The 23,886-nt window shown below is 54.6% G+C and carries 19 protein-coding genes; 5 read left to right on the forward strand and 14 right to left on the reverse strand.

The genetic code is table 11. The features are described 5' to 3' along the window. Positions 1-20: 20 nt before the first annotated feature. The 6 genes from VK738_21570 to VK738_21595 form a co-directional block, all read right to left on the reverse strand. Positions 21-794: a cytochrome c oxidase subunit 3 gene (locus VK738_21570; protein HTD25252.1), complete on the reverse strand. Its 774-nt coding sequence runs from the start codon at positions 792-794 to the stop codon at positions 21-23. Positions 795-818: 24 nt separating this feature from the next. After that, the gene (locus VK738_21575) at positions 819-2,576 is read right to left on the reverse strand and encodes a cbb3-type cytochrome c oxidase subunit I (GenBank protein HTD25253.1); all 1,758 of its coding nucleotides are present in this window, start codon (positions 2,574-2,576) and stop codon (positions 819-821) included. Further along, a complete protein-coding gene (gene coxB, locus VK738_21580) occupies positions 2,531-3,358 on the reverse strand; it encodes a cytochrome c oxidase subunit II (GenBank protein ID HTD25254.1) in 828 nt (275 codons plus the stop codon). Before coxB ends, VK738_21575 begins: the two co-directional genes overlap by 46 nt. Before the next feature lie 32 nt (positions 3,359-3,390). After that, positions 3,391-3,951, reverse strand: coding sequence for a pyridoxal 5'-phosphate synthase glutaminase subunit PdxT (gene pdxT, locus VK738_21585; protein HTD25255.1), 561 nt, complete (start codon positions 3,949-3,951; stop codon positions 3,391-3,393). 96 nt (positions 3,952-4,047) lie between these two features. Next, positions 4,048-4,971, reverse strand: a complete 924-nt coding sequence (gene pdxS, locus VK738_21590; protein HTD25256.1) for a pyridoxal 5'-phosphate synthase lyase subunit PdxS — start codon at positions 4,969-4,971, stop codon at positions 4,048-4,050. Positions 4,972-5,094: 123 nt separating this feature from the next. After that, a complete protein-coding gene (locus VK738_21595; protein HTD25257.1) occupies positions 5,095-5,568 on the reverse strand; it encodes a PaaI family thioesterase in 474 nt (157 codons plus the stop codon). Between the two features lie 136 nt (positions 5,569-5,704). On the opposite strand from VK738_21595, the gene VK738_21600 reads away from it, so the two are divergent. Further along, a complete protein-coding gene (locus tag VK738_21600; protein HTD25258.1) occupies positions 5,705-9,073 on the forward strand; it encodes a hypothetical protein in 3,369 nt (1,122 codons plus the stop codon). Between the two features lie 10 nt (positions 9,074-9,083). On the opposite strand, the gene VK738_21605 is transcribed toward VK738_21600, so the two are convergent. Both VK738_21605 and dacB read right to left on the reverse strand, forming a co-directional pair. Next, on the reverse strand, positions 9,084-11,357 hold the full coding sequence (locus VK738_21605) for a S9 family peptidase (protein ID HTD25259.1): 2,274 nt from the start codon (positions 11,355-11,357) through the stop codon (positions 9,084-9,086). Positions 11,358-11,525: 168 nt separating this feature from the next. Next, the gene (gene dacB, locus VK738_21610; protein ID HTD25260.1) at positions 11,526-13,214 is read right to left on the reverse strand and encodes a D-alanyl-D-alanine carboxypeptidase/D-alanyl-D-alanine-endopeptidase; all 1,689 of its coding nucleotides are present in this window, start codon (positions 13,212-13,214) and stop codon (positions 11,526-11,528) included. A gap of 124 nt (positions 13,215-13,338) precedes the next feature. Here dacB and folP point away from each other — a divergent pair, with 124 nt between their 5' ends. Continuing rightward, complete coding sequence (gene folP / locus VK738_21615; protein HTD25261.1) at positions 13,339-14,241, forward strand: dihydropteroate synthase; 903 nt, start codon at positions 13,339-13,341, stop codon at positions 14,239-14,241. A 22-nt stretch (positions 14,242-14,263) separates the two neighbouring features. On the opposite strand, the gene VK738_21620 is transcribed toward folP, so the two are convergent. Next, positions 14,264-15,616 (reverse strand): M48 family metallopeptidase, encoded by a 1,353-nt coding sequence (locus VK738_21620; protein ID HTD25262.1) that lies wholly within the window; start codon positions 15,614-15,616, stop codon positions 14,264-14,266. 125 nt (positions 15,617-15,741) lie between these two features. On the opposite strand from VK738_21620, the gene VK738_21625 reads away from it, so the two are divergent. From VK738_21625 to VK738_21635, 3 genes are all read left to right on the forward strand, one after another. Beyond that, entirely contained in the window at positions 15,742-17,262 is a 1,521-nt protein-coding gene (locus tag VK738_21625) for a glycosyltransferase family 39 protein (protein ID HTD25263.1), read from the forward strand. Positions 17,263-17,511: 249 nt separating this feature from the next. Beyond that, positions 17,512-18,948: a reverse transcriptase family protein gene (locus tag VK738_21630; protein ID HTD25264.1), complete on the forward strand. Its 1,437-nt coding sequence runs from the start codon at positions 17,512-17,514 to the stop codon at positions 18,946-18,948. A 733-nt stretch (positions 18,949-19,681) separates the two neighbouring features. Next, on the forward strand, positions 19,682-20,191 hold the full coding sequence (locus VK738_21635; GenBank protein HTD25265.1) for a DinB family protein: 510 nt from the start codon (positions 19,682-19,684) through the stop codon (positions 20,189-20,191). An 11-nt stretch (positions 20,192-20,202) separates the two neighbouring features. On the opposite strand, the gene VK738_21640 is transcribed toward VK738_21635, so the two are convergent. The 5 genes from VK738_21640 to VK738_21660 all read right to left on the reverse strand — a co-directional run. Next, the gene (locus tag VK738_21640; GenBank protein HTD25266.1) at positions 20,203-20,874 is read right to left on the reverse strand and encodes a response regulator transcription factor; all 672 of its coding nucleotides are present in this window, start codon (positions 20,872-20,874) and stop codon (positions 20,203-20,205) included. A gap of 239 nt (positions 20,875-21,113) precedes the next feature. Then, positions 21,114-21,401: a hypothetical protein gene (locus tag VK738_21645; protein HTD25267.1), complete on the reverse strand. Its 288-nt coding sequence runs from the start codon at positions 21,399-21,401 to the stop codon at positions 21,114-21,116. 217 nt (positions 21,402-21,618) lie between these two features. Further along, positions 21,619-21,858: a MoaD/ThiS family protein gene (locus VK738_21650; protein ID HTD25268.1), complete on the reverse strand. Its 240-nt coding sequence runs from the start codon at positions 21,856-21,858 to the stop codon at positions 21,619-21,621. Between the two features lie 58 nt (positions 21,859-21,916). Continuing rightward, entirely contained in the window at positions 21,917-23,113 is a 1,197-nt protein-coding gene (locus tag VK738_21655) for a hypothetical protein (GenBank protein HTD25269.1), read from the reverse strand. 174 nt (positions 23,114-23,287) lie between these two features. Beyond that, positions 23,288-23,886: TetR/AcrR family transcriptional regulator (locus VK738_21660; GenBank protein HTD25270.1), on the reverse strand; the 599-nt coding region annotated here is incomplete at its 5' end.

Raw genomic sequence — 23,886 nt, forward strand, 5'->3', positions numbered from 1 at the left:
CTCTTTGTGGTTAAACAAAACTAACGTGAAAAGTGCATGATCGCGTAGACGTATATCCACAAAACTGCCATGAAATGCCAATACCAGGAAGTAACATCTACCACCAGGCAGCGGGTCTCAAGCTTCCAGGAGAACACTTCACTCGAGAGCGCATAAAGTAGCACCAATATGCCGATGCTCAGGTGAATAGCGTGGGTGCCGGCGAGCACATAAAAGAAAGAGCCACTGGTGTTGCCCACCACAAACATCCCTTCCTGCTGGAGCATGTTCCAGGCAGTCGCCTGTCCAACGAGAAATCCAATGGCCAAAATGACTGTGATTGCAAGCCAGGGCAAGGAACGCGAGTTTTCCTGCTGGATTCCCGGAATATCGGCCAGGGGCGCCAGTAATCCACGCCGCAACAGTTGACGCCGCGCGATTTCCAGTGTGACGCTGCTGATGAGAAGCAGGATGGTGTTGAAGATGAGCAGTGTTGGCAGGTGAAGTTTTTGCCAATAAATTACGCCGTGCCCGTTTCCACTCTGAATCACTGTATGCTGGCGGATCATATAGGCGCTGCTCAGGGCTATGAACAGCATCAGGATCGAGATCATGCTGAGGCCGAGCCCCAGGCGCCATCGCATCAAGCGATCGCGGTAACTCAGCCGCCCATCTTCGTTATGGCCGGAGTCGTCTCCGCCGTGATCGTCGGAAGGGAAGCGGTCGTTCGTGCCGCCCCCGCTCAAACGAGGTTCACGCTCTTCGCGTGCCGAATCGGGCAGCTCCGTTCCCTTAGGTTTGTCTCCCCATCTCATGCGCTACTGCTTTTACTACGTCTGTTATAACAACCCGGATTGCGGCTGAAAGTCTTTTCCGTTATAGTCTCCGCCGAATTCGTAAGCCCCGTGCTGCACTGGATTGCCTTCTTGCAACGGTTCCCACTCCAGCGTTGTGGCCTCCCAGGGATTTTGAGTGCTTGCTTTCCCCCGGAAGATGCTCCAAAACAAATTCACGAGAAACAAAACTTGCGCACTCATGGTTACAAACGCCGCTATGCTGATAAACATCTGCAGCGGCGCCAGCTTATAAACATAGTTTACCTCGGTTAGCTGCGAATAGCGCCGCGGATGTCCGGCCATCCCCAGTAAATGCATAGGCACAAAAGTCGCATAGGCCCCAAAAAAGCTCAACCAGAAATGAGTGCGTCCCAATTTTTCTGACATCATGCGGTTAAAGATCCTCGGAAACCAGAAGTATGTCGCCGCAAAGATAGCAAACACTGCCGCCATACCCATGATGAGGTGAAAATGCGCCACAACAAAATAAGTGTCATGGAGATAAGAATCCAGCACCGGCTGCGCCAGGATCGGCCCGGTCAGCCCCCCGGTAATAAATAACGACACAAAGCCGATGGAAAAAAGCATGGGTGTGGTGAAGCGCAAGCGTCCGCCCCACAGCGTTCCCAGCCAGTTAAACATCTTGACAGCGGAAGGAACCCCGATCGCCAGTGTGAGATTAGAAAACGCAAAAGCCGCATGCGGATTCATGCCACTGGTGAACATGTGGTGCCCCCAAATCCCGAAGCCGAGGACGCCAATCGCAATCGTGGCATAAACCATGGCGCGGTATCCAAAGACTGGCTTGCGCGCAAAAGTAGATAGCAGATGTGAGGTCACTCCCATTCCGGGAAGAATCGCAATGTAAACTTCGGGATGCCCGAAAAACCAGAAGAGATGCTGCCACAACAGCGGTGACCCGCCCTGGTGCTGAATCATCTGGCCCGCTATCATCAACCCCGACGGCTCAAAGAAGCTGGTGCCATAATGGCGGTCCATGAAGAGCATGACCGCCGCTGCCAGAAGGACCGAAAAGGCTGAGAGTATGAGAAATGCAGTTACAAACCAGGCCCAGCAGGGCAGCGGCAATCGCATCCAGGTCATTCCCGGAGCGCGCAGCTTGATAGTGGTTACGATGAAATTCACCGCAGCGATTCCCGATGCAACGCAGAAGACCGCAATACTTACCAGCCACAGGTCTAACCCCGATCCTTGACCGGGCCCGGCGCTGGCGATGGCGCTGAGCGGAGCGTAATGCGTCCAGCCGGATATGGGTGCGCCACCCTGCACAAAGAATGCAGCCAGCATGATCAGGAATGAAACCAAAGCTAGCCAGAACGCGGCCATGTTCAACCAGGGGAACGCCATTCTCTTCGCGCCAATCTGTAGCGGTAGAAAATAATTTCCAAAGGCATTTTGCGGCGCCAGCGTCAGGACAAAGAAGACCATGAAAGTGCCATGCATGGTCATGAGTCCCAGATAAGATTCTGGAGTAATCTTGCCGATCCCGAAGATAGTTGCCGTCGGCCACACAATATGAATGCGCATCAGCAGCGAAAGAAAAATTCCTACAAGGGCAGCGGCCAGGGCTAGAAAGAAATATTGCAGGCCGATGGTTTTGTGATCACAACTGAAAAGATAGCGGCGTAAAAAGCCCGCAGGCTTCTCAGTGACGATAGACGATGCGCTGCTGCCATGTGCTGCATGCAGTTCCGTCACGGATGCACCCCGGTTGGTTGTGGCGCGTGCTTCGCCAGCCAATTATCAAACTCGGTCTCGCTCACAACTTTCATCGTGGCCCGCATACGGTAATGTCCCAAACCACACAACGCGGCGCAGACGATTTCAAAACTCCCCTCGCGATTGGGTGTGAAGATGACAGGAATTGCCATCCCGGGTACTGCATCTTGTTTGAAGCGCAGTTCAGGTACAAAAAAACTATGAATCACGTCCTGTGCCCGCAGCGTGAGCCGTACGTTGCGATTGGCGGGAACCACCAGCGTTGTGGTCACAAAGTCGTCTCGTGAAGCCGGGTCGCTCATATCCAAACCCACTGTTGAAATCGAGCCCAAAGAAGCATCCTGCAACTCTGGTCGTGTGCGGCCAAACGTCCGGTCCGGCCCCGGATAACGGAAGTACCACGCAAACTGCATGCCTGTAACTTCAATATCAACCGGCATCTTGGCATCAGCGTCAGTATGTAGCCTATGGCTTTGCGACCAACTGCGGGCACCTGTCCATGCAAAGGCAAGAAAGAGCAGGGAAGTAAGCGCCGTCCAGAAAAATTCAGCCCTTTTATTTTCGACGAACGATCGGCTGGATATTTGATTCTGAGAGGCGCTGTATTTCCATACCAGGAACCCAAGCGCAGCCTGCGTTAGAAGAAAAGCGGATCCCACAAAAATAAAAGTGAATTTAAATTGCTGATCAACAACTGCGCCTTGCGCAGAAGCCAGCGCCGGCAACCACCACGGATGAAACCAGAACAAGCAGAGGCAGACCAATGCAATCAACCAGAGCGCGACCAACAAAGCCTTTGCCATAGCTTCCCGGAATCAAGTTTAAATGAATCTGATTATTTCACCAGTTGCAGAAATGCCTGGTGAACGCGGATATCGCCGGAAAGTTCCGGATGAAACGTCGCCGCCATGATCTTCCCCTGACGGACCAGGACAGGATCGCCATTTTCCGAAGCCAGCACTTCGACTTCTTTGCCCACCTTCTCAATTTTTGGCGCGCGGATAAAAACCATCTCCATCGGCCCGCCGCCAAGTTTGGTTTCCCCCTGGCGTATCGAGCTCTCCAGTTGTCGTCCATAAGCGTTGCGCCGGATACATATGTCCAACGCTCCCAGGCTGGCTTGGCTGGGGCCTTCGACTTCTTTTGCCAGCAAGATAGCGCCGGCGCAAGTGCCCAGGGCAGGTTTGGTTTTTACGAACTGCCCCAGCTTTTCAAAAAACCCTTTTTGCTCCAAAAATTTCAGGAATGTAGTTGACTCGCCGCCAGGAATCACTAGCGCATCTACAGAATCAAGCTGCTCCGGCTTGCGGACGTAACTCACCGTGGCGCCCAGCCCCTCAAGCACGCGGCCGTGCGCTTCGTAATCACCCTGAATGGCAAGCACACCAATGGTCATACTTCAATTCAACACAAAGACACAATGGACCACAACGGTTGTGCTGTGATGGCAGAACCTTTGTGTACCTTTGTGTCCTTTGTGGTTATCTGAGGTCTACCAGCCGCGCTTTTGCATCATGTTTTCTTCGGAGATCGCTGCCACCGCTAACCCTTTCATAGCTCCGATCAGTTCCTGGCTGACTTCAAGTAATACTTTAGGATCGTCGTAGTGGGTTGTGGCTTGTACGATGGCGCGAGCCCGGCGCGCGGCCTCTTCCGGGGAAGCAAAATTCGTGGAGTCTTGCATGAAGATGCCCGAGCCTACAAACACCGCTTCGGCGCCCAATTGGCGCACCAGGGCGGCATCGGCCGGGGTAGCAATGCCACCGGCTGAGAAGTTAGGGACAGGAAGCTTACCACTGCTCGCCACCAGGCGGATAATCTCGTACGGTGCCTGATATTCTTTGGCCTTGGCGTACAACTCGTCTTCGCGCAGCACGGTCAGGACGCGCATCTCTTGGTTGATGGCCCGCAGGTGCTTGACTGCATGAACCACGTCGCCGGTGCCGGCTTCGCCCTTGGTGCGGATCATGGCCGCACCCTCGGCAATACGCCGCAACGCTTCGCCTAAATTCCGCGCTCCGCAGACAAAAGGAACTTTGAAGGCGTGCTTGTCTACGTGGTTGGCTTCATCGGCGGGGGTAAGGACTTCGGATTCGTCAATGTAATCCACGCCCAGCTCTTGCAAAATTTGGGCTTCTGCAAAGTGACCGATGCGGCATTTGGCCATCACCGGAATGGAAACCGCATCCATGATCTCGCGGATCTTCTTGGGCGAGGCCATGCGGGCCACGCCACCCTCGGCGCGGATCTGCGCCGGCACGCGCTCGAGCGCCATGACGGCTGTTGCGCCGGCCTTTTCTGCGATCAACGCCTGCTCGGCTGTGGTGACGTCCATGATGACGCCGCCTTTGAGCATCTCGGCTAACCCGGTCTTCAGGCGCAGACTGTTGTTTGGGTTTCCATTTTTGTTGGACATAGTTCCTCTTCGTGCCTGCGCACAGGTAAAGTCAAAAAGTTGCGTGGCACTAAGGTTATTTTACGTCTAAATACACACACAGGGCTAGTTTAGCTGTGCATTGCCACTGGGCTTGAACCCTACTCACAGTTTCTTGATGTGTTTGGCAAACATCTTGAGAGGATCAATCGCGATGAACACAGCCCGTCCGCGTGCCAGTACCTCGCCCTTCTGATTGCGGATTTCGGCAATATTAATGTGTTTTTTGCCCTGAACGCTGCTCTCACGAGCTTCCACAATTAATGGCGTTTGCAGTGGGACTGGCTTCAGATATTCCACATCCATTTGTTTTGTCAGAGCAATCACCGAGCGCAGCCTGTTCACCTTGCCCATAGCCTCGTCCAGGATGGTGGCAATAATCCCTCCGTGAGAGTGTCCCGGCGGCCCCTGGTATTTCTTGGGCAAGCGAAATCGGCAATACGAACGGCGGTGTGCCTCGTCAAAATGAAATTCAAGGTGCATGCCTTCCGGGTTGTCTGGTCCGCAGGCAAAGCAGCGGTTAACCGGGATAGACAGGTTTTTGATCTCGTGTCCGGGGGCGCGCGTTTTCCGGGCCATAAGTAGAAGTTAAGTTGATTCTAGCATTGACACTGATTTGGCCTGGCATAAGCGATGCCCAAAAGGTCCGAGCATCAGCAAAGCCCTGCTAATTCTGATATACCTAATGGCTCGCATGAATTCCAGGAGGTTCAGCGTGAACGTGTTTCGTTCGTTTCTCATCGGCATAGTTATTTGCTCTTCCATTTCCACCTTCGCTCAAGACAAGAAAGCTTCTAATCCTAAGCCAGCGTCTAAACCTGCCCAGAAGAAAGCGGCACAGCAGCCCGCGCCGGAAAAAGAAAACAAGGAAACCCCTCCTGAGCCTATGTCGTCGGGGACCTTCGACGGATTGAAGCTGCGCCTCATTGGCCCTGCCATGATCTCCGGCCGTGTGCTTGCCTTTGCCGTTGATCCGGAAAACCACTCCCATTATTACGTCGCCACTGCCTCCGGCGGCGTGTGGAAGACTGAAAACCATGGCATTACCTGGACTCCTGTATTTGACGGTGAAGGCAGCTATTCCATCGGCACGGTCGTGCTCGATCCCAAAGATTCAAATGTCGTGTGGGTAGGCACGGGCGAGAGTAACAGCCAGCGCAGCGTGGGCTACGGCGATGGCGTCTATCGCTCCGATGACGGTGGCAAAAGCTGGAAGAACATGGGGCTAAAAAAATCCGAGCACATCGGACGCATTGCCATTGATCCTCGCGACAGCAACGTCGTCTTCGTCGCAGCCGAAGGTCCGCTATGGGGGCCCGGCGGCGACCGCGGACTTTACAAAACCACCGACAGCGGCAAGACATGGAAAAGTGTCCTCAACATCAGTGAAAACACCGGCGTAGTTGATGTTGCCATTGATCCCGTTGAACCCAATGTAATGTATGCGGCTGCCTATCAGCGCCGCCGCCACGTTTGGACTCTGATTGATGGCGGGCCTGAATCGGCACTTTATAAATCCACCGATGGGGGAGAGAGCTGGAACAAACTGAAATCTGGTCTGCCCTCCGAAGAGATCGGCCGCATCGGCCTGGCGATTTCACCCGCAGATCACAATGTTGTCTACGCCACCATCGAGGCCGCTAACAAAAGCGGCGGTGTATTCCGCTCCAAAGACCGCGGCGCGACCTGGGAGAAGCGTAATCCTTTCAACCAGACTGCCATGTATTACGGCCAGATATTTGCCGACCCTAAGAATGTTGATCGCGTCTACGTGACCGGCTTCAACATTATGGTTTCCGATGACGGCGGCAAAACTGTTACCAAACTGCCTACAAAATCAAAGCATGTGGATAACCACGTCATCTGGATTGACCCCAGCAACACCGACCACTATCTTGTCGGCTGCGACGGCGGTGTTTACGAGAGCTACGACCGCGCCGCTACCTGGGAGTACAAAAGCAATTTGCCGCTCGGCCAGTTTTACGATGTCGCTGTAGACAACGCTCAGCCGTTTTATAACGTCTACGGCGGCACGCAGGATAACAACAGTCTTGGTGGACCTTCGCGTACCGCCAGTGCCTCGGGCATAACCAATGCCGATTGGTTCATCACGCAAGGCGGCGACGGATTCCGCACGCAGGTTGATCCTGAAGACCCCAACACTATCTACTCGGAATATCAGGAGGGCGGACTCACCCGCTACGACAAGCGCACCGGCGAAAATACCGGCATTGCGGTGCAGGAGCCAAAAGGCGGCGAGGTCTATCGCTGGAACTGGGATTCGCCTCTTATCATCAGCCCGCATTCGCACACGCGTCTCTATTATGCTGCCAACAAAATATTTCGCAGCGACGATCGCGGAGACACTTGGCAGGTTATCAGTCCTGACCTTACACGCCAGCTTGATCGCAACTCACTGCAGGTGATGGGCCGTGTGTGGGAACCAGACGCGGTCGCCAAGAATGCCTCCACATCGTTCTACGGAAACATTGTCGTTCTGAGCGAATCCCCCAAAAAAGAAGGATTGATTTATGCCGGCACCGACGACGGCCTCATCCAGGCAACCGAAGATGGTGGAAGCAATTGGCGCAAGCTTGATAAATTCCCCGGCGTGCCCGACTCGACCTATGTCAGCCGCCTTGCCGCTTCCAACCACGATGCTCGTACTGTCTATGCCGCTTTTGAAAACCACAAGAATGCCGACTTCAAACCCTACCTCTTAAAGAGCGCCGACGCTGGCCAAACCTGGAGTTCAGTGGTCGGCAACCTTCCTGAAAACGGCCCGGTGCTGGCCTTTGCAGAAGATCCAGTGAATCCCAACCTTCTTTTTGCCGGCACGGAATTTGGTCTGTATTTCACGATTGACGGCGGCAAAAAATGGGTGCAACTCAAAGGTGATTTCCCTACCATTGCCGTGCGTGATCTGGTAATTCAAGCGCGTGAGAGTGATCTGGTTGTGGGCACCTTTGGCCGCAGCATCTATATTCTGGATGACATTCGCCCGCTGCGAGACCTTAAAACCGACGACTTGAACTCACCTGCGGCTTTACTCGCTGTTCATAATGCAGCTCTTTACCATGAGAGCAAACCTTACGGCGATAAGGGCAAGGCGCATCTGGGAGAGACATTTTATACCGGCGCTAATCCGCCCTTTGGTGCAACCATCACTTACTACCTCAAAGAAAAACTCAAAACCAAAAAAGATCTGCGCCATGACGCTGAAAAAGAGGCCGCCAAAAAAGGCAAGACCGTGGCTTACCCTACGCCCGATGAGCTGCGCGCTGAAGCCGAAGAGCAGGCTCCCGCTGTATTGCTCACGATCTCTGACGAAAACGGCAAGCCGCTTCGCATTCTTACCGGACCTACCGGAGCCGGCATGCAGCGTGTAACTTGGGACCTGCGCTATTCCGCTCCGGCGCTTGCTTCGGAAGATAAGTCCGACGAAGATTCTGATTTCGGCCCGGATACAAGACCACCTCTGGTCATGCCGGGTACGTACAAGGTTTCAATGGCAACGCGGGTCAGAGGAGCGATTACGCCTGTCGGAACTCCGCTCTCATTCAACGTGACTCCACTTTACGGCTGGCCGGCCAATGCCGAAGACCGCGCTGCGCTCACCAGGTTCCAGCGTAACGTTGTTTCGCTCTATCGTTCAGTGAATGGGGCCGTAGAATCAGCCAACGAACTCAAATCGCGTCTCAAATCTATAAAGCGGGCCCTGCTTGAAACCCCCACGGCTGCTTCGGAGCTGTCGCCTCGTGCCGATGCGATTGAAGAAGCGAATAACAAACTATTGCGTGTTCTGGTTGGCGATGAGGCGCTGCAGGCCCACAATGAACCCATTCCGACCTCCATCCAGAACCGCGTATCCACGATTCTGGATGAAGAGAGCACCTCCAGCTCACGCCCAACCAACACACATGTGGAGAGCTTCAAGATTGCTTCCGAAGAACTCTCCCAGCAGCTTGTCACACTCCACAGGTTGATTGAAGTGGATCTGGTGAGTTTGGAAAAAGACATGGAAGCCGCGGGCGCCCCCTGGACACCCGGCCGCATTCCTACATGGGAGGAACCGAAGTTTTAGTGATGATTCTCTACCGCCCGGCCTTTAGCAGGTATGTTTCAAAATGGTCTTTGATCTTGTTGAATAAATGCCGGCGTACCTCGGTTCCGGTGATGCTGTGGGTTTTGCGCGGGTAGAGCATCAAGTCAAACTTTTTACCCGAGTTGATCAGCGCCTGCGTCATCTGCATCGTATTCTGCATGTGTACATTGTCGTCGCCGGTGCCGTGTGCAATCAGCAGGCTGCCATGCAAATGAGCGGCGTAATGCACTGGAGAGCTTTTCTTATAGCTCTCCTCAAACTGCTGCGGCAGCCCCATATAGCGTTCGGTGTAGACGGAATCGTAATCGTGCCAGTCGGTGACTGGGGCCACCGCAACTCCTGCACTAAAGCGGTCGGAGTGGGTCAGCGCATATAAGGTCATGTATCCGCCGTAGCTCCAGCCCCACCAGCCCAGGCGCGATTCATCCAGTTGCGGGAACTGTGCCAGCGCCTGGTCGAGGGCGGCGAGTTGGTCTTTCAACTCGACTTCGCCGAAATTGTGACGTAAAGCCGCCGCGAATTTCTGTCCGCGATTTCCCATCCCGCGATTGTCAACCCGCAAAATTGCAATGCCTTCCCGCACTAAAATTTGATCAAAGAGGGAATCGGTTCCTCCCCAGGCGTCGCGCGCGCGCTGGGCGTGCGGCCCACCGTAAGGATTCATGAGCACCGGCGCTTTACCTTGTAGATTAGGTGGCATGAGCAGCAGTCCATGCAGCACAGTCCCATCTTCCGCCTGGAAATCAACAAATTTGGGCGGAACAAGTTTGTACTCTTTCAGGCTATGTGGTTCCCAGAAAGCCTGACAGCTTCCATCGGCGCCGCATAACGACTCTCGCGGCGGAGTCATGAGGGCAGAGAAGGTGTCTACATAATGCATGGCGTCTCCGGCGAATTCCGGAGTATGCGTACCGTCTTCTTTTGAGATGCGATTTAACCCGCTACCGTCGAGCTGCACCGAGTAGAGCTGGCTTTGCCGGTCGTCATCTTTATTAGCGGTGAAATAAACGTTATGCGTGGAGTCATTGACTGCGATCAGGTTTTGCACTTCGTAATTGCCGCTTGTAAGCTGACGCTCCAGAGTGGCCTGCCCATTCAGTGGACTCGATGCATTGAAGCTATAGAGATAAAGATGCGTATGGCCGTCGCGCCAGCTTCCCCAGAGAAATTCGTTCCCCGATTTCAACAATCGGAAATCGTCGTTCACCTCAACCCAGTTCTCGCTGGTCTCGCTAAGAACTAGCTTCGATCTGCCCGATTCAACATCTATGAAATAAAGATTCAATATGTTCTGCGCGCGGTTGAGCACTTGGACGTAAAGAATGCCATCACGTACCCATCCGAAGCGGGGGATATAGATGTCCTCAGCTCCACCGATTCCCGGCGCCGGCAGCACTTCTTCCACGTTCTTCTGTCGCGGAATATCAATCCATTTCACTTTGCCTCCCGAGGCGCCCACCACGGCCACACGCACAGCCGGATTAGGGTCTCCTGCCTTGGGATATTTCTGGAAGTCCATGATGGGATGCGTGGGAATAAAGTCTTCAATGGGATACGTTGGCACCGGGGTTTCATTCATCTGTAAAAAAACAATCTGCTTGCCGTTCGGTGACCAGAAGTAATTGCTGCGGACATCCAGCTCTTCGGCATAAACCCAGTCAACCTCGCCATTGAGAACATTGGGATCTTTGTCTTGCGTGAGCTGGAACTCAACGTCGCCTGATATGGGATGAACACGCAAATTATGTTTGCGCACATAAGCCACACGTGACCCGTCCGGAGAAAACTTGGGATCATAGGCCAGATCGTCTTCTGAGGTCAGCGGAACACCCGTGTTGGTATCCAGGCTGTAGAACCAGAGTTGGCCGTGCGAGTCAAAAAGCAGATGTTTGGAATCCGGGGCCCAATGATATCCGGCAACGCCATAGCGCAAGCGTCGCTCTAATTCGCGCTCGCTCCTGACCTTGTAATCAGGGGGAGAGAGCGAGGCCAGCCTGTCCTGCGTAACCAGAACTGCCGGCTTGCCTTCACTCACATCAACATACCAAAGCTGGCCATTCGCGCCGCTGTCGTCCCGCAGGATGTAAGAGATCTTTTTGCTGTCAGGGCTCCATTGCAGCGCCTCAGGCAAGCGTCCAATTAATCCGACGCCATCGAAGATTTTTTCTATGGTCAGCTCTTGCCCACCGGCAGTAGCGGGTATTCCCTGAGCTGCTGCGAATGTTGCCAGTGATAAAAGGCAGCCAATAATTAGTCGCTTCAAGAGCGATTACCTCGGTCCCCTGATGTCATCCTGAGCGCTGGAAACCCAAAGGAATCCTGGGGCAGTATTTTGTTCTGATGAATGCAAGAATACTCGTACGTCTGAACGGCCTCTAAGTTTACTTTGACTCAGCCGATTAGGCTACCCGCTCGTTCCAAAATTAATTTACTACTTTTGCTCCGTCTGATCTTCCACCATCGCCGTTACAATCTGGTCAATGACCTCGCGGGCGCGCCCGTTTTTAAGAGCGTGGTTGTTCACCATGATTGAGAACGCCAGATTTTTGCCGCTCAGCGTGGTCGCATAACCCGAGAGGGCACTCACATGGTTTATAGTGCCGGTTTTCGCTCGCACGTGATTTGCTACGTCTGTACCCTTCCAGCGGTCGGCAAGCGAGCCGTCTATACCGGCAACTGGCAGGGTGTCCTGGAATTTAGCGGACCACGTCTGCTTTGCCGCGTATTGCAAAAGCTTCACTACCCCCGCTGGAGCAACCAGGTTCTCGCGCGAAAGGCCGCAACCATCGTGAAGATCATATTCCTCCGGCAAAAGCCCTGCCTGGGTCAGCAAGTTCTGCTCGATCTTTAATCCTGTTTCCGTGTTCCCAATGCCGCCGCTGGTTTTTCCAATCAGGCGCAATGTCATCTCGGCATGTAGGTTCTGGCTGGTCTTGTTGGTGACGCGAATATCTTCTATTAAGGGCAGGGAATCATAGGTCGCGAGCCCCTGGGAAAAGTGGTTGCCGAGGGACAGCGAGGAAGTCGCGCCCAGCGTGGGTAGCGATGCAGCCGGAACCTCTTCGTTCATTATGCTGGTTTGCGACGTATGCTGCGCTCGGGTGTGACCATAAATCACAATGCCGTGTCTGCTCAGGATTTCGTAAAACAATTGCGCTGCATAGTCTGCTGGATCTTCGGCCGCCAGCTCCTGGTGGTCGGGTCCATCATTGACTGTTACCGTTCCCCATACAGTTACCGTGTGCGAACCCTGATCACGATGCACGCCAATCTTGTGCGTTCCGCCTGTGGCAACCGTGACGATGCGGTTGTCCACTTTGTAGTATGCAGTCGGCGGGTCAAGCGTGACAAAAGCGCGGTCACCCGATCTTTCTCCCGGCAGAATGTTCAGGAAAATAAGATTGTCATTGATGGTGAGCGCCGAAACCGGGGCCCCATATCCCCACTGCAAATCATCCTGGGCCCAGCCTGCACCGTAAGGTTCGTCAACGTAGTAGGAATCATCAGCCACCACATCGCCGTCAATATATTTCACTCCGGCTTTTACCAGTTGATCGGCAAGGTTCTCCAGGGCAACCGTGGTAGGCTGCGTGCGCTCCGTCTTAAGTGCATAAGGCAAGCTGCGTCCCGAAAGGTTAGGATCGCCTCTCCCCACCAGAATTACATCACCATCAATTCGTCCGTATTTGTCGAGTGGAGCGCTGGCCTCGACCGTTGTATGAAAACGGTAGTCCGGTCCCAACAATGCCATGGCCGTAATCGTGGTAAAGAGTTTTGTGTTGGAGGCCGGAACAAAAAGCTTCTCTGCATTCAGTGAGTACAAGACTCTTTGATCGTCTAAAGAAACTATCTGGATCCCCCAGAAGCTGCGATTAAGGTCGGGTTGCGCCAGAATAGGAGCAATTTTCCCTGGCAGCGGATTGCTGCTCTTGCGTCCGGATTTGCCACTATCAGCGCCCAATGCTCCCGGCAAGAACACGAGCAGCGCCCAAAAGATTAGTGCCCAGCAGAACAGCGCTGTGTATTGCTTTCGGAGGAGCACGGCTTTAGCCGTGCCGTTAAAAGTCTCATCAGGCTTGGGCTTTAGCCCCTGAGGTGCCTTACTGCAACCAACTCTCATCTTTTGTCGCATGTGTTATGCCAGTGTAGTCCGTTAGGAAAAATAATAAAGTTAACTGGCAGGTTACCCCCGTAACCTATCGTCTTTGTGGTCCTAAGTGCTCTTTGTGTTTAAATCTCCTTACATGCGTCCACATTATGAATGGAAGCTTAGCCGGCGGCGCCTGGAGCTAGGTGCGCGCACGCTGGTCATGGGCATCGTCAACGTCACCCCAGACTCCTTCTCCGATACCGGACGACACTTTTCCCACGGAAATGCCGTCGAACATGCTTTGCGGCTGCTCGACGAAGGCGCGGACATTCTCGATATCGGCGGAGAATCCACCCGCCCCGGCTCGAAAGTTGGTGAGGGAGGCGTGACTGCTGCGGAAGAGCTGTGCCGCATTCTGCCCGTCATCGTGTCGGTGCGCAAGCAGAGGCCCTCCGCACTGATCTCCGTGGATACCTACAAGTCTGGAGTAGCACGCGCTTGCGTACAGGCTGGAGCGGAAATTGTGAACGACGTAAGCGCTGCTCGCTGGGATTCCACCATGCCGCAAACCCTGGCCGAGCTTAAGTGTGGCGTAGTGCTGATGCATTCGCGCGGACTTCCCGAAGAGTGGCACACACTGCCGCAACTCTCTAGCGATGCTTTGCTGGAGCTGGTGGGCCGCGAATTAAGAGAATGGAGTGGAGCGGTAATCGGCGCCGGCGTGCAACCCGGTCGTATTGTCCTCGACCCCGGCTTTGGCTTCGGCAAAAAGTTTGAAGAAAATTATCCTCTGCTCGCCCACCTCGACAAATTGCACGAGCTGGGATTCCCCTTGCTCGCAGGAACCTCGCGCAAGTCTTTCATCGGACGCACTCTGGCCCACGAGGGAACCAACGGTGAAAAAGAAGATGCGCCGGCAGACCAACGTTTGTATGGCACGCTGGCAACCGTTGCTGCAGCCATCTTGCAGGGGATCCACATCGTCCGCGTGCACGATGTAAAACCTGCTGTCGAAGCGGCGCGTGTGGCCGATGCCATCCTGGCTGCTGCCAGTTGAAGTTATCGGCAAGCAGCCCAACTCACGGCTTCGCCTGCTCTGTCATCAGCTTCAAGTTCTCCGCCTTCCATTGCATAGCATCGTGAATCCGATTGCGGCCGCTGGGATGATCGAAGAATATCCACTCCTCCACTGGGCCCGGGCTCATCTTGCGATATTCGCCCAAGTGAATTGCACCCTGGGCGAAACCATCCGGTTGCCGGCTGGCATTGAGCCCGTACATGTCGGCCTCGTGCTCCTGCGACCGAATGAAAGTATTGACTACGGGCGTCAGCACAAAGATGAAGATCAGCCCCACGAGTACAACCAATGGAAGCACCGCGGTATCGCCGACGCCACGAATCTGCCACTTCTCTCCCCACTGTGCCAGCGACCAGTTGAGCGCCCAATAGAGAAGGGCAAACAGGGCGAAGATGCCGATGGCAAAAAAGAAGATGCCTTTATACACGTGGTTGAGCACATAGTGCCCCATCTCGTGTCCCATTACTGCCTGAATCTCTTCCAAAGAGCCCCGACGCAGCAGATTGTCGTTCAGCGTAATGCGCAGGGTGTGGCCAAGTCCGCTCACGTTCGCACTCATACGGGTTGACTGCTTCGAGGCATCAATCTTATAGACGTCTTTCACCGCGATACCGTTGGCCCGTGCCATGCTCAAAATGGGCCCGGCGATTTTGGCATCGTTCAGAGGTGTAACTTTGTTAAAGATGGGAACAAGATAAACCGGAGCGATCAGAGTCACTAGAACGGTAAATAAAGTACTCACGCTCGCGCCCCATAACCACCATGTGCGTGGAAAGCGCCTGACTACACCGAAGAGCAGGGTAAAGAGAATCGCTCCCAGCACCAGGTCCACAAGAAGGTTTTTGAACTGGTCACCCATCCACGGACCAAAGGTCTGGGTTGCCAATCCATATTTATGCTCGCGAAGGTAGTCTTCGTATACCGTCAGCGGGAAACCTAAAACCGACGTGACCAAAAGGTATTGCACCCAATAAATCATCGTCTGCAGCGGCTTGAAGCGCGTGATGCGTTCCGCCAGGTTGCGGAAAGCAGCCGACCAGCGGAGATTGAGCAACAGCAATACGACCGCGACGGCGTAGACAAAATCCCACAGAATGAGCCAGTACCCGCCTTCGAAGTAGGCATCCGATTTCGCCTTGGCGCTTGCGGGAATTTCCGCGAGGTAAGCATTAGTGGCAACATCAGTGTCGAAATTCGCAGAGGCCTGCGCCCCTGCAGGAACATTGATGACCGATGGCATGGCAGTGGCAGGCTGAGTGCCCGGATTGGGGGCCTGCTCCGCAAAGGCAAGACGCGAGAAAAGAGAAAAGAGAAGAACGATCAGAGCGCAAGGCCGCCAAACACGAGAAATCATTAGTGTGCCTTTCAGGTAGGAATAGAAATAATGCTGAGAGTATATACACAGGGGCTTGCGCGCGAGCGCCCCCATAGCCAGTATCTATTTATAATGGCGGGTTGAGTACCGAGACACAATCTCGCTTGAATGACACTCGACCACTGCCCGGAAATGAAATCAAAGCGTCATTCCCGATATCGTCTGATTCGCCTGCGCATGTAACTCGCTGGCTCACTCTTATCACCATCATCGCGGCCGTGTTCCGCTTTGCTGGACTCGGATCAAAGAGCTTGTGGCTGGACGAAGCCTACAGCCAATGGATTGCACGCTCCAGTTTCTCTTCCGTGTGGCATGGTCTCTGGTCTCCGCAAGTTAATACCAGCGTCTTTGCCCTCTACATGAGCCTCTACTACACCTTGCTACATTTCTGGGTGCGTTTAGGAGACAGTGAGCTTTGGCTGCGACTGCCATCTGCCCTCTGCGGCCTGGCAACGGTCCCGTTATTGTACGCACTAGGTTCGCGTCTGTTCAGCAAACAGACAGGATTGGCGGCGGCGTTTCTGCTGGCCGTGCAACCGGTCCATATCGCCTATTCTCAGGAAGCGCGCAGCTACGCGCTTTGTGTGTTCTTCTCCGTGGCGGCATTCTATTTTTTCATCAGGGGAGTACAAGAAGGAGCCCGCAAATGGTGGCTGCTCTATGTTGTGAGCAGTGTACTGGCTATCTATAGCCATCTATTTGCTGTCTTTCTCTTGCCGGCACAGTGGTTGTCGCTCGCGTTCCTGGATCGCAAGAAGACACAGTTAAAACCTGCAATTTTAAGTGCAACGGTGATTCTGCTGCTGATTGCTCCAGTGTTCAGTCTGACAATCGTGAGGAATCTCCCAAAAATTCCCTGGGGCGCTAAACCAACTATGTGGGACCTGCTTCATGCGCTGCAGACCCTCACAGGCGCGGGTGTGAAGTTCCCCATTTATTTGTTGGTCCTGGGGATGGCGGGCATTAGCTTCCGTCAAGCCTGGCGAGACCCCGGGGAACCCGCCCCTCGCTGGCGGCATGCCCTCCTATGGGGCTGGTTTCTTCTTCCGGTTGCAAGCATTGTGCTGGTCTCCTTGTGGAAGCCGCCGTTATTTCCCCGGTATTTACTCATCAGCTTGCCCGCCTCGACACTGCTGGCGGCAGTTGGATTGTGCCGTTTCCGCTCTAATACGAAGTTCACGGTTGCGACCGTGGCGCTGGGAGCACTCTTCGTTCCCGCAATATTCACCTATTACTCAAAGCCGAAGGAAGATTGGAGAGGAGCGACGGCCTACTTACTTGCACATGTGCGGCCTGAGGATGGCATTGTCTTTTATCGCGAGTATGGGCAACAGCCTTTTGATTACTATCGCGAGCGCATGGGCCCGGCATCTGTCAGTCCGGCGATCATAAGCCCTTTCGATGAAGCAGCCTCCCCCTACAAGATACCGACCATCTGGCTGGTTCTTTATGGACTTCATCCTAGCGATACAGTCGAAACGTCGTTTTTAGAGAAAACCCAAACCTCGCTGGAAAGCGGACACGCGTTGGTCAGCCGTCAACACTTCCACGAAATTGAAATTCTCTGTTACACCAGCAAAGCCGCACAATCCAACACAGGCAGTGGGCTGGATCAAAAGCGCTGAGTCGCTGCGAGCAAAGCGAAGCAGCGTCGGTGGGAGCCCCGGCCTTTAGGCCGGGGTAGGGATGAAATAAAATTGGGCTTTAGCCCCCGGCTTGTAAAGCATGGGACATCGAGAAAGCCTGCTACAAGGCCCTGCTATCATTTCTCCGGCGGCGGAATACTCCAAGCTTGGCTTGAATCGGGCTCTCGAGTTCGGTTGGGCCTCTCTGGGGTTACCCCAGGGAATCGTGATGAACTGAAATCTCGTCGCATGAGCCTCGCTGCGCGGAGCGCAGACCAGCTCACGCAAGGTCAGACTGGTTGGAGTATTCTGCCGTCACATTCTGCATCCTATTTTGCCACCGCCTTGATCATGCCGAATCTGTCGCTTTTGAACGCGCTCGCCCAGTCCTTTCTGGCTGGCGAACAGAACGTCGAGCAGGTCATTGCTCGTGGCAGCCGGACTCTGGGCAAGCCCTGGCGCTGGCTTCGTCCCCTTGCGAAGCGCTACGTCGAGATCTTTGCCAGCGGGAGACGTCCTCGTCCCCGGCACCGCGATGTGGTTGTGTTTCTTCTTCACGACCGCGGCATGGCACAGGTGCAGTCGAAATACTTCCGCGAATTGTTCGTGCAGCAACGGCTGACCGAGCCGCAGCAGATGCAGCCGGTTGCGGCGGCAAAGATGTGGGACGTTCCAGCCATCGAGTCTTTCGGGGCCCTGGCCGAGTGGCTTGGGCTCACTCCCAGCGAATTGCAGTGGTTCGCCGATCTCAAGGGACTCGGATACAGGAAAAGCAGCCAGCAACTAAGGCACTATCACTACCAAGTCTTGGTCAAGCGCTCCGGCAACATTCGATTGATTGAAGCACCGAAGCCACGTTTGAAAGAACTGCAACGACAGATTCTGTCCGCAATTCTTGAAAAGATCCCGCCCCATCCTGCCGCGCAAGGCTTCCTCAAAGGACGCTCCATCAAGACGTTCGTGGCCCCCCACGTGGGCCGGCGCGTTGTCTTGCGAATGGACTTGCGGGATTTTTTCCCTACCTTCGGCGGGGCAAGGATTCAAACCTTATTTCGCACCATGGGCTATCCCGAATCGGTTGCCGATCTGCTTGGGGGCATTTGCACGAACGCCGCGCCACGCAGCGCGTGGAAAAAGCCTGCCTTCGATGTTGATCCTGGTCACCTGTGGGAAGCGCGGGCCCTGTATACCCGGCCGCATTTGCCGCAAGGCGCGCCTACATCGCCGGCACTCGCTAATCTTTGCTCTTACCGGATTGATTGCCGCCTCGCTGGCTTGGCGAAATCGGTTAGCGCTAAGTACACGCGTTACGCCGATGATCTTGCCTTTTCCGGCAGTGAAACATTGGAACGCTGCGTAGAGAGGTTCTCAACCCAAGTCGCTGCAATTTTGCTCGAAGAGGGTTTCGCCGTACATCATCGTAAGACACGCATCATGCGCCAGGGTGTGCGCCAGCATTTGGCGGGCCTCGTCGCCAATCAGCACCTGAACGTTATCCGGGCCGATTTTGATCGCTTCAAAGCAATACTGACGAACTGTGTTCGGCTCGGTCCTGAGAGCCAGAACCGCGAGGCTCATCCTCACTTTCGTTCACACCTCGAAGGCCGAGTGGGCTTCGTGGAGATGATCAACCCGGTCAAAGGAAAACGCCTTCGCGCAATATTCGAGCAGATTCAGTGGAAGTAGTTGCAGCGTGCACGAAAGTCTCTAAAAAGTGATATCACCGTGGCATCAAAAAGCTCGTTTCACAGCAACTGTAGGCCATAATTGTCTTTGAGGTGTGTTTTGAAGGGTGAGCCAAATGCGAGCGCCGGATGCGCGCGAGCAGTTGGCGAGGGCGCAGCGGTTTACCGCGGAGCCCTTAGATAAAAGCCGCATTCAAGAATGCGGGGGCTTTTGGCCCATCTGGTCTTTGAAAATTCGTTACCGGTAGATCGAAGCCGCAGCAGAATGCCGCCTTCTTTTCTGAGTACTGAGTACCGAGTACTGAGTACTGCACTTCCTCAGCAAGTACCCCACCCCGGCATCAATTTCAGCCGCTAGATATGCGGTGATCAGCGCTGTTTTTAGGGCTCTGACCACTAGCTGCAAGTCCCCCCACCCCGCCACGATCTGGCGAAGCCAAGCGGTGCAGGAAGCCAAGCGGTGTAGAATGATCGGCATTTCTCAAGAGCAGAATACTGCTTTGTTTTCTGAGTACCGACTACTGAGTACTGAGTACTGCACTTCCTCAGCAAGTACCCCACCCCGGCATCAACTTTAGCCGCTGGATATGCGGTGATCAGCGCTGTTTTTAGGGCTCCAACCACTAGCAGCAAGTCCCCCCTGGCCGACGTGAGACTCCTCATCACCCGTTGTATGTGCGTTACACTCTTTGAGGTCATTCAGATGGCCATTACAGACAGGTGGAGGAATACCCATGCAGGAAACGCCAGCACAATATACTCAGCGGCTGTTGAGTTACTCAGAAGGAAAAGAACCTTTAGCATTGCAGCAGACCACTCCCAAGAAGCTGTCGGCGCTGTTAAAAGGTAAGACCAAGAAACGACTCATGCGCCGGCCCGCTCCCGGCAAGTGGTCGGTTGTGGAAATCGTCGCCCATTTGGCTGATGCGGAAATAGCAATCTCATGGCGTTTGCGCCAGATTCTCAGCAGCAATGCCATCCCAATCCAGGCCTACGATCAGGATTCATGGGCAACGACACTTGACTACGCTCACCGCGATTCAAAGCAGTCATTGGAAGATTTTCGAGTGCTGCGGAACAGCAATGTGGCTCTGCTCAAGACCGTACCCCGCAAGTTGTGGGAGAACTACGGTATCCACCAGGAAAGAGGAAACGAGAGCGTGGCCCACATCGTGCGGATGATTGCGGGACACGACCTGAATCACCTGCAACAAATAGAACGGATCTTAAAGGAAAAGCGTTGAGGCCCGCCTACTCATTTGGCCACAAAGACCAGTGAGTTTGTGATGGCGTGCACCGAAAGCGCGATTCGGTTTTGTACTCCCACTTTACGCATCAGTTTTGCGACGTGCGCTTTGACGGTGCGCTCGGTGATGCCCAGGGGAGCGCCGATTTCCTTATTGGATCGACCCGCGACCAGCATTTCCAGCACCTCTTTTTCGCGGTCGGTAAAAGTCACCCGGCCAGCAGGGAAGATGCGTCCCGGTGAGTTGCTCACGCGTTCAATGAACAGAGAGAGCACTCGCCGTGGCGCCCACACCGACCCATGGTTCACCGCCCGGATCGCGTTGATAAACTCACTTGGATCCGCGGCTTCGTCAATATAACCCTTGGCCCCGCCGGCAATGGCCTTGAGGATGTTTTCTTCATCCATCCCGGAGCCCATCACGATGACGCGCAGGTCAGGACGTGCCGCTCGCAGGGTGGCCATCGCCTCGAACAAATTGGGGCCGATATGGTTCCCGAGGAGCGCAAGATCAATGTTCTGCCGGGCGCCCATTTCCGAGAGGGAAGTAAAGGTTAGCTCTAAATCCGACGCTGAATTTAACAGGGTATGCAAACCCGCAAACCGCAACGGGTCGGTCTCGATTACAGCAATACGGATGGGCTGTCTCTTATGATTATGATTAGGAAGAGAGGTTTTCATAACTCTCCTTGTGCAAGGTTTCTGCTTTTACAGGATTGCTTTTCAAGTGTTCCACCTTTGGGAAATACGCGTGGCGTCGTCCCATGATTCTACACAACCAGTAGGACAAGCGCTGCGGTACTAAAGGGCATGTTGGCTTGTGGTCAATGCGCAATCCGAGTTGGTAATTGGCAGCCTTTCGTCGCAACCTCGGACGATACCGAGCCAAGCTGGTCATAAAGTATGACGACTTGTGCCGTCTATGACGCCCGTTGCACAAACAGGCCTGAGAAGTATTGGCGGTGACGAAGGGCCACAATGCACCATAGAATCACGACTACGATCGCCAGGGGCAGACCCTTCGGATCCATGAGCAGGTGATACAAAAAAATGTTCACAATCACAGGGCCAAGAAGCGTGAGCCCGAGCGGCACGTAGCGATTTACCAGCAGAAGTACGCCACCTGCAACTTGAAGCGCAGATACAACGAACGCGTAATGTGATTGGAAGAGTGCGCCTATGAACTGGCCTGCCGTTCCTGAAGGCAAGGGCGGCGTAGGAAGAAAGTGCAGGAAACCATTCAGCCCAAATACCAGGAAGACCAGGCCGAGCAGAATACGTGCGATCCAAAGCCACGATTTTCATTACGTTTTTCCTTCCCAACACCAGGACCCCAAACATTCTACGATAACGGGCTTTTGAGGATGTGGCAGAGCGCGCTGTGCAGTCCGCCATATTCGCACACCGAGTCCCAACTACGGTTGTTTACCCGCCGGCAATAGCCCCTAAGATGATCAATGGCTCCGAGCCGGACGCGACCGAGGCAGGCAGTAGGGCGTCTGGTGATTCATGCGACAGATCCTGCTCGCAGGCGAAAAACCGCAAATACGGCCGGCGCTGTTGCGTGACGTGATCGCGGATCGTCCCGCGCAGCATCGGATAGCGGGCCTCAATCGCGTCGAGGACCAAGCGCAGCGTGGCCTGGCCTTCGACCTCGATTTCCACGTCGCCGTGAACACCTGCCAGGGTTCGCAAGTGTTGCGGGAGCATAACTCGGATCATATTAGTTTGACCCAGACAATGTCTGGACCTCCACAGAAAGCACGGCTGGCAGATCGCGGACGATAGGGGCCCAACTGTCTCCGGCATTAGCCGACGCGTATACTTGCCCGCCTGTGGTGCCAAAATACACACCGCATTTGTCGAGCGAATCGACGGCCATCGCATCGCGCAACACGTTGACGTAGCAATCGCTCTGCGGCAGGCCTTTGGTGAGCGCCTCCCACTCATTTCCTCCGGTGCGGCTGCGGTACACGCGCAGTTTGCCATCGGGAGGGAAGTGCTCCCCATCGCTCTTGATCGGGACCACGTAGATGGTCTCAGGCTCGTGCGCGTGAACGTCAATCACGAATCCGAAGTCGGTAGGCAGGTTGCCGCTGACCTCTTTCCACGAATCTCCGGCGTCGTCGCTGCGCATGACGTCCCAGTGCTTCTGCATGAAAAGGACACGCGGACGTGTGGGATTCATGGCGATATGGTGGACGCAGTGGCCGACCTCAGCATTCGGGTCGGGAATGTATTGCGAATGCAGTCCACGATTGATCGGCTTCCACGTCTTGCCGCCGTCGTCGGTACGGAAGGCGCCCGCAGCCGAGATGGCGATGAAGATGCGGCCGGGGTTGCTCGGATCGAGAATGACCGTGTGCAGGCACATGCCGCCGGCACCGGGCTGCCATTTTGGGCCTGTGCCGTGGCCGCGAAGTCCAGAGAGCTCCTGCCAGTTCTGGCCGCCGTCGGTTGAGCGAAACAAAGCGGCGTCTTCCACTCCGGCGTAGACAGTATTGGGATCGGTCAGCGATGGTTCGATATGCCAGACTCGCTTGAACTCCCACGGATGCTGGGTGCCGTCGTACCACTGATGAGTGGTAAGGGGGTTGCCGGTCTCCGTCGAGGTGTCGTACACGAACTTGTTGCTCTCGCCTTTGGGCATTCCCCCCGGCCCTGTGGTCGGTTCGCCCGGCGGTGTCCCTGGCTGCACCCAGGTTTTGCCCCCATCATCGGAGCGCTGAATAATCTGTCCGAACCATCCACTGCACTGCGACGCATAAATCCGGTTTGGGTTAACGGGCGATCCCTTGACGTGGTAGATCTCCCAACCCGCGAAATGCGGACCACTCACATCCCATTTTTCGCGCTTGCCGTCCGACGTCAGGACGAACGCGCCCTTGCGTGTGCCAACCAGTACTCGTACCTTGCTCATCCTTCCTCCTTAGATTTTTGAAGATGCTCGCCGACAACCCTATCATGGCTTGTAGCGAGGGGTCTTGATGCTCGCCTTTGTTTACGTTTAACACGTAGCCTTATATATACGACGCACGACCGACGTAGAATCGACAGGTTCTGCATTTTTATTTTTGCATATCATTTCTTGTATTTAAGGCTTCAAGCTGTCTAGATACCTGCACAGCGCCTCGACTGCCTGTACCATCAACTCCTGGCTCCGCGAACTCTTGCCTGTGCCCCAAATTCCCATCTGTGATGCCACAACCAGCGCCGCTACGGCGCGCGGCAAGATGTCCTTTCTCACTTTTCCGGCCTTCATGGCATCCGTAAAGGCGTCTGTATAACACTTCCGCCACATGTTATAAAGTTTGTCGATTCGCTTGCGAAATCCTTCATCCAGCGGCGACATCTCCTGCGCCAGGTTGTTTAATGGACATCCCTGCACGAACGAGCCGCTCTTGATGTCCTCTTTGACGAATCGCCGGAAGGAACGTTTCATGTCCGCGATTGGGTTCGTCGAATCCGCTAAGGTATCAAGCCAACGCTGCTTCAGAATCGGCGCAATGATCTCGTCCACTACTGCGTAACCCAGTTCCTGCTTGCCTGAGAAGTGATGAAACAGCGCGCCTTTGGTGGTCCCTGTCACTTTTACGATGTGATTCAGGCTCCCACCCTGGAAACCGTTCTTGTAGAACTCCGCAAATGCGGCTCCCAGGATCTTCCGTCGCGTGGCTTCCGGTGCTTTGGTCG

The organism is Terriglobales bacterium (assembly GCA_035487355.1).
Taxonomy (GTDB): domain Bacteria; phylum Acidobacteriota; class Terriglobia; order Terriglobales; family Acidobacteriaceae; genus QIAW01.

Bases quoted from the DNA above. Each gene is read 5' to 3' on its own strand.
- folP (HTD25261.1), top strand. From the start codon at position 13,339: ATGCGTCCACATTATGAATGGAAGCTTAGCCGGCGGCGCCTGGAGCTA.
- pdxT (HTD25255.1), bottom strand. From the start codon at position 3,951: ATGACCATTGGTGTGCTTGCCATTCAGGGTGATTACGAAGCGCACGGC.
- coxB (HTD25254.1), bottom strand. From the start codon at position 3,358: ATGGCAAAGGCTTTGTTGGTCGCGCTCTGGTTGATTGCATTGGTCTGC.
- VK738_21635 (HTD25265.1), top strand. From the start codon at position 19,682: ATGCAGGAAACGCCAGCACAATATACTCAGCGGCTGTTGAGTTACTCA.
- VK738_21640 (HTD25266.1), bottom strand. From the start codon at position 20,874: ATGAAAACCTCTCTTCCTAATCATAATCATAAGAGACAGCCCATCCGT.
- pdxS (HTD25256.1), bottom strand. From the start codon at position 4,971: ATGTCCAACAAAAATGGAAACCCAAACAACAGTCTGCGCCTGAAGACC.
- VK738_21570 (HTD25252.1), bottom strand. From the start codon at position 794: ATGAGATGGGGAGACAAACCTAAGGGAACGGAGCTGCCCGATTCGGCA.
- VK738_21630 (HTD25264.1), top strand. From the start codon at position 17,512: ATGAGCCTCGCTGCGCGGAGCGCAGACCAGCTCACGCAAGGTCAGACT.
- VK738_21620 (HTD25262.1), bottom strand. From the start codon at position 15,616: ATGATTTCTCGTGTTTGGCGGCCTTGCGCTCTGATCGTTCTTCTCTTT.
- VK738_21595 (HTD25257.1), bottom strand. From the start codon at position 5,568: ATGGCCCGGAAAACGCGCGCCCCCGGACACGAGATCAAAAACCTGTCT.
- dacB (HTD25260.1), bottom strand. From the start codon at position 13,214: ATGAGAGTTGGTTGCAGTAAGGCACCTCAGGGGCTAAAGCCCAAGCCT.
- VK738_21655 (HTD25269.1), bottom strand. From the start codon at position 23,113: ATGAGCAAGGTACGAGTACTGGTTGGCACACGCAAGGGCGCGTTCGTC.